The 6275-nt window shown below is 62.1% G+C and carries 1 protein-coding gene; it reads left to right on the top strand.

Annotation, left to right across the window (positions count from 1 at the left end; all coding sequences use genetic code 11):
- Positions 1-15: 15 nt before the first annotated feature.
- The coding region (locus ATN37_RS00400) for a non-ribosomal peptide synthetase (protein WP_218694592.1) at positions 16-6275 on the top strand (6260 nt) is incomplete at its 3' end.

The raw sequence follows: 6275 nt of genomic DNA, 5'->3' as shown, positions 1-6275 counted from the left end.
TCGACGGTGGAGGCGTTGGCTGCTCGTTTGGGTTCTCATGTCGGTGGCGGTTCACGTGCGGCGTTGACTGCGCAGGTGCGTCCGGTTCGGGTTCCGTTGTCGTTGGCGCAGCAGCGCATGTGGTTTCTCAACCAGTTGGATACGAGCTCGGCAGGGAACAACGTCCCGGTTGCGATAACTCTCACCGGAGAACTGGACGTCTTGGGGCTGGAGCAAGCGGTCGCCGACGTTATCGGCCGTCACGAGGTTCTGCGCACGGTCTACCCCGAGGTCGACGGCGTCGGCTACCAGAAGATCGTTGCACCGGCTGATGTCGACGTGAACCTCGCGGCAACCTCGGTCTCGGATTCGGAGATCGTTTCCGAGGTAACGAACTTCGTAGCGGCAGGCTTCGACGTGACGGCCGAGGTGCCGTTGCGCGCCAAGCTTTTCCAGATCAAGGCCGACGAGCACGTTCTGGTATTCGTGGTGCATCACATCTCGACCGACGGTTTCTCGATGGGCCCGCTGACCCGCGACGTCATGACCGCCTACTACGCCCGAACCAACGGCCAGGCTCCGACCTGGACGCCGTTGCCGGTGCAGTATGCCGATTACTCGTTGTGGCAGCGTGAGGTTCTCGGGTCCGAGGACGATCCGCAGTCCGTCATCGCGCAACAGATCACTTACTGGGCGCAAGCACTGGACGGCGTGCCCGAACAGTTGAATCTTCCGGGGGATCGGGCTCGGCCGGCGGTATTCTCCGGTCAGGGAGCGACATTCGAATTCTCGATCGGTCAGGAATTGCATGAGCGGCTGATCAGCGTGGGCCGGGAACACAATGCGTCGATGTTCATGGTGGTCCATGCGGCTCTGGCGTCGCTTCTCGCTCGTCTGTCGGGAACAACGGACATCAACATCGGTGCACCGATGGCCGGGCGAGGTGAATCCGAACTCGACGATTTGATCGGAATGTTCGTCAACACCCTGGTTTTGCGTACCGAGGTTGATCCGTCGGCGGCGTTCACAACACTTCTGGCCTCGGCTCGGGAAACCGACCTTCAGGCGTTCGCGCACTCGGACCTTCCGTTCGAGCGGCTCGTGGAAGTGCTGGATCCCGTTCGGTCGAGGGCACATCACCCGCTGTTCCAGGTGGCATTGGCATTTCAGAACCTGGGGCAGAACTCGTTGGCTCTGCCCGGTCTGACGGCGGCCGAGTTCGAAATCGACGAGACCGTGGCCAAGTTCGACCTGCAGCTCACGATCAGTGAGGTATCAGAAGGGCTGTCGGCGACGTTCACGTACGCGACGGATCTGTTCGACGAATCGACCGTCCGCGGATTCGCCGCACGATTGATGCGCATTCTGAACGGAATTGCGACGGACCCCGCAACTTCAGTGGGTGACATCGAAATCCTCGACGCGTCCGAGCGTGAGGTTCTGACGAGTCAAAGGGCTTCGTCAGGAGTAGCGCAGGCGCCGTTGGCCGAGATTCTTGCCGACGCTGCTGCGCGCTACCCGGACAACGTCGCTTTGCGCTACCCCGGCACGGCGCAGGCCGCGGCCGGTAGGTCCATGACGTATCGAGAGGTCGACGAGTGGTCGTCGAAGCTGGCCCGCGTTTTGATCAACCGTGGTCTCGGGGCTGAAGATCTTGTGGCGGTGTCGATTCCGAGATCCGTCGAATCGGTACTCGCGGTCTGGGCAGTGTCGAAGACCGGGGCAGCGGTCGTTCCGATCGATCCGCACTATCCGGCAGACCGTATCGCGCACATGCTCAGCGACTCGGGTGCGAAGGTTGGCCTGACCCTCGACGTCGAACGTCCGAATCTCGCCGACGACGTCGAGTGGTTGGTCGTGGACGGACCGCTCGGCGAACAGATGATCGCCGGAGTGTCCGGAGCGCCGATAGATGCCGAGGAACGTGTCCGTCCACTGACGACTGCTCATCCGGCTTGGGTCATCTACACCTCCGGCACGACAGGACTGCCGAAGGGCGTTGTCGCGACCAACGCGGGACTGGCGAGCTTCAGTGTCACGCAGGCCGCGCACTACCTCGTGAAGCCCACCTCGCGGACATTGCACTTCGCGTCACCGAGTTTCGACGCGTCGATGCTCGAGTTGTTCCTCGCGGTGGCCACCGGCGCGACGATGGTCATCGTCCCGCCTGGCGTGTACGGCGGCGACGAACTGGCTGAGGTGTTCCGTAGCGAACGAGTCACGCATGCGTTCATCACACCCGCTGCCCTGGCGTCGATGGACCCGAGCGGCCTGGACGACCTGACGGTGGTAGGCGTGGGTGGCGAAGCGTATTCGCCGGAACTGATCAGCAAGTGGACGACAGGGGACGGATCGGCCGCGTCGGCTTCGGCTCCCAGGACATTCCTGAATGTCTACGGCCCGACCGAGACGACGATCGTGACGAACGTCAGCGTTCCGCTTCTGCCCGGTGACCGAATGGACATCGGCGCCACGATCGGTGACATGGCCGCATTCGTCCTGGACACACGACTCAATCCAGTTCCACTGGGAGTCTCGGGCGAGCTGTATCTGTCCGGTCCTCAGGTGACCCGCGGCTATCATCGTCGTCCAGGCTTGAGTGCCGATCGATTCGTGGCAAACCCGCACGGTAATCCGGGCGAGCGAATGTACCGAACCGGTGACGTGGTGCGCTGGGTCGCTGGAACGGCACCCTCCACCTACGCCGTGGAATACGTGGGCCGCAACGATTTCCAGGTCAAGATTCGCGGTTTCCGTATCGAACTGGGCGAAATCGATGCATCGCTGACGGCACACCCCGAGGTCGAGTTCGCTGCGACGATGGGTACGACCCTGCCGTCGGGTGCCCCGGCGCTGGTGTCGTACGTGTTCACCGGAAAGCACGCTTCGGTCACTTCGGCGGAATTGATCGAATTCGTCTCCAGAACCCTTCCGGCCCATATGGTTCCGGCTTCGGTCATGGTCTCCTCGGACATGCCGCTCAGTCCGGCAGGCAAGCTGGACCGAAAAGCGCTCCCAGCACCGGTTTTCGAGACCAAGGAATTCCGCGCCCCGGTCACCGAGATGGAACAAATCCTGAGCGAGATCTTCGCGGACGTTCTCGGCCTGGATCGCATCGGCACCGACGACTCGTTCTTCGCTCAGGGCGGCGACTCGATCATGTCCATCCAACTCGTCTCTCGTGCGAAGGCACGTGGGGTCGTATTCGCACCCAGTGACGTCTTCGAGAGCAAGACTGTCGCGGCATTGGCCGAAGTGGCGAAGTATGCCGCCGACGTCGAGGCCGCGGTGGTGCTCGAGGAGTTGCCGGGCGGTGGAGTCGGCTGGATGCCGTTGACGCCGATCGAACGATTCATGGTCGAGCGCGGTGGCAGCTACAACCGATTCACACAGACGATGACTCTCGAGCTTCCACTCGGAGTGCAGCGAGCCGACATCGTGCGAACACTCGCCGCAGTCGTCGACCACCACGACATGTTCCGCTCGCGGCTGATCTCCGACGGTCGCGGATGGGGGATGTCGGTCTCCGAGCCCGGAACCGTGGACGTCGAGGATCTGCTCAGCCGCGTCGATGTCGACGCGGCTGCGGACGAGTCGACAATTGTTCTCACGGCTTCCAAGGGCCTCGACGAGGCTCTCGGCCGGTTGAATCCGGCGGACGGCGTAATGGTTCAGTTCGTGTGGGTCGACTTCGGTCCCACTCGCACCGGGCGCTTGATCATTGCTGCACATCACCTGATCGTCGACGGGGTTTCCTGGCGAATCATCGTTCCGGATCTGGTGTCGGCTGCGGCTCAGATGGCCGGGGCGAGCGGAGCGACGGGGGATGTTGCTCTCGAGCCGACCGGTACGTCGATGCGACGCTGGGCTCATGCTTTGTCCGAAGAGGCCCATCGGGATTCGCGTGTGGCCGAGCTGGATACGTGGCGGAAGGTGTTGCAGACACCGGACCCGGTGCTGGGTAAGAGGGCGTACGACTCTGCCGTCGACGTTGCGGCAACGGTTCAGCGGATAAGCGTGACGGTCCCCACTCAGGTGACGGAGACTCTGTTGACCACGCTGCCGGAGGTTTTCAACGGCGGCGCCAACGACGGCCTGCTCGCTGGACTGGCACTCGCGCTGATCGAGTGGCGTCGCCGAGCCGGAATCGACTCGACGTCTGCCTTGCTGCAACTCGAGGGCCACGGTCGCGAAGAAGCCGTGATTCCTGGCGCGGATCTGTCAAGGACCGTTGGCTGGTTCACCGCTGCCTTCCCGATCAGTCTCGATCTTTCCGAGGTAGATCTGGGTGACGCTTTCGCCGGAGGTGATTCGGCGGGACGCGCGATCAAAGCAGTGAAGGAACAGCTTCTGGCGATCCCGGACAAGGGCGTCGGGTACGGACTGCTGCGCTACCTGAACGAAGACACGCGCGCAGTGCTTTCTCGCTTCGCCGGGGGACAGGTCAGCTTCAACTACCTGGGACGAGTTGTCGCCGAGGATCTTCCGGCAGGCGTCGAGGGACTCGGGTGGCTGCCGGCCGGCGATTTCGCCAACGTGTCGGCACCCGAAGACGTCGACATGCCCGCAAACAAGGTCGTCGACATCAATGCGATCGTCAACGACGGCGCAGACGGTGCTGTTCTGGAGGCCTCTTTCGCATACCCCGTCGGTGCCATCGACGGCGAGAGTGTCGAGACATTTGCACAGATTTGGGTCGAAGCACTGACTGCCCTGGCGGAGCATTCTCGCTCCGTCGGAGCCGGTGGACTCACACCGTCCGACGTGCCGCTTGTCTCCGTGAGCCAACGAGATATCGACGGCTTCGAGAATCGATTCGGTACGGTGACCGACATCTGGCCCCTGGCACCGCTGCAGTCCGGTTTGCTCTTCCACGCGATGTTGGCAGAATCCAGCGTCGACCTCTACTCGGTGCAGATGATTCTCACTCTGTCCGGGAAGGTGGATGCCGACCGCTTGCGCACTGCAGCACAGGGAATCATCGACCGTTATGCGAACCTGCGAACGGCATTCACGGCCGACGACGACGGAACGCCGGTCCAGATAGTCCTCGAAGACGTTCCAGTCCCGTGGCGGAACATCGATCTCAGCGATATTGCGGCCGTCGACCGTGAGGCAGCTCTGAACGAAGTTTTGACGGCTGACCAGGCGACACACTTCGACATGGCGTCACCGCCGTTGATTCGGTTCACCTTCGTCACCATGGCGGAGGGGGACTATCGCTTGGTGGTGGCGAATCACCACATTATTCTCGACGGTTGGTCGGTGCCACTGCTCTTGCAGAACCTGTTGGCGCTGTACGCGACGCGTGGTGACGACTCGGTTCTTCCGCGTGTGCGTAGCTATCGCAATTACCTGGCGTGGCTTGTCGATCAGGATCGTGATCGATCACTCACAGCCTGGGCGGATGTGCTTTCCGGCGTCGAAGAGCCGACGCTGCTTGCTCAGGTCACAGGCGGACAGGAATTCACCGCGCTGTCACAGAAGCTGAACGTGTCGATGTCGTCGGAGACAACCGCGGCGCTCACCGCTCTGGCCGCACGACTCGGGGTCACCGCCAACACGATCGTGCAGAGCGCGTGGGCGGTCCTGCTCGGTGCGTTGACCGGAACCGACGACGTTGTCTTCGGTGCAACAGTGTCCGGCCGGCCACCGGCGCTCACCGGCGTCGAATCGATGGTCGGGTTGTTCATCAACACCCTCCCCGTGCGGGTGCGCCTCGACGCCGCGGAGTCCGTCGAAGAATTGGTTGCCAGGGTCCAGATCGAGCAGGCGAGAATGCTTGATCATCACTATCTCGGTTTGACCGATGTCCAGAAAGCAGCGGACGTCGGAACACTGTTCGACACGTTGGTTGTATTCGAGTCGTACCCGGTCGACCGTGAGGGCCTCGCCGCACAGGCGGATGTTCTCGACGGAATGATGATCGACGACATTGCCTCGGACGATTCCACGAACTACCCGTTGACCCTGCTGATCGCACTCGACGAGCAGTTGCACTTGACGCTGCGGTACCTACCGGACTTCTTCGATGCCGACTACGCAACTGCGTTGCTGGACAGAGTTCTTCGACTGCTCTCCTCCGTAGCCACCGATCCTTCGGTGCGTGTTGGTGACGTTGATATTTTGGATTCTGTTGAGCGTTCGTTGGTGCTCGAGGGGTGGAATGATACGGCTCGTGAGGTTGCGGGTGTGTCGGTGTTGGACGGGTTCGATGCGCAGGTGGCGGCGTCTCCGGATGCGGTAGCGCTCTCGTTCGAGGGTGTGTCGTTGTCGTATGCGGAGTTCGATGCTCG

This window comes from Rhodococcus sp. MH15 (assembly GCF_019266045.1).
Lineage (GTDB): Bacteria > Actinomycetota > Actinomycetes > Mycobacteriales > Mycobacteriaceae > Rhodococcus_F > Rhodococcus_F qingshengii.
The sequence above is the reverse complement of the archived record's forward strand: the minus strand, read 5'-3'. Positions and strand labels throughout refer to the sequence as shown.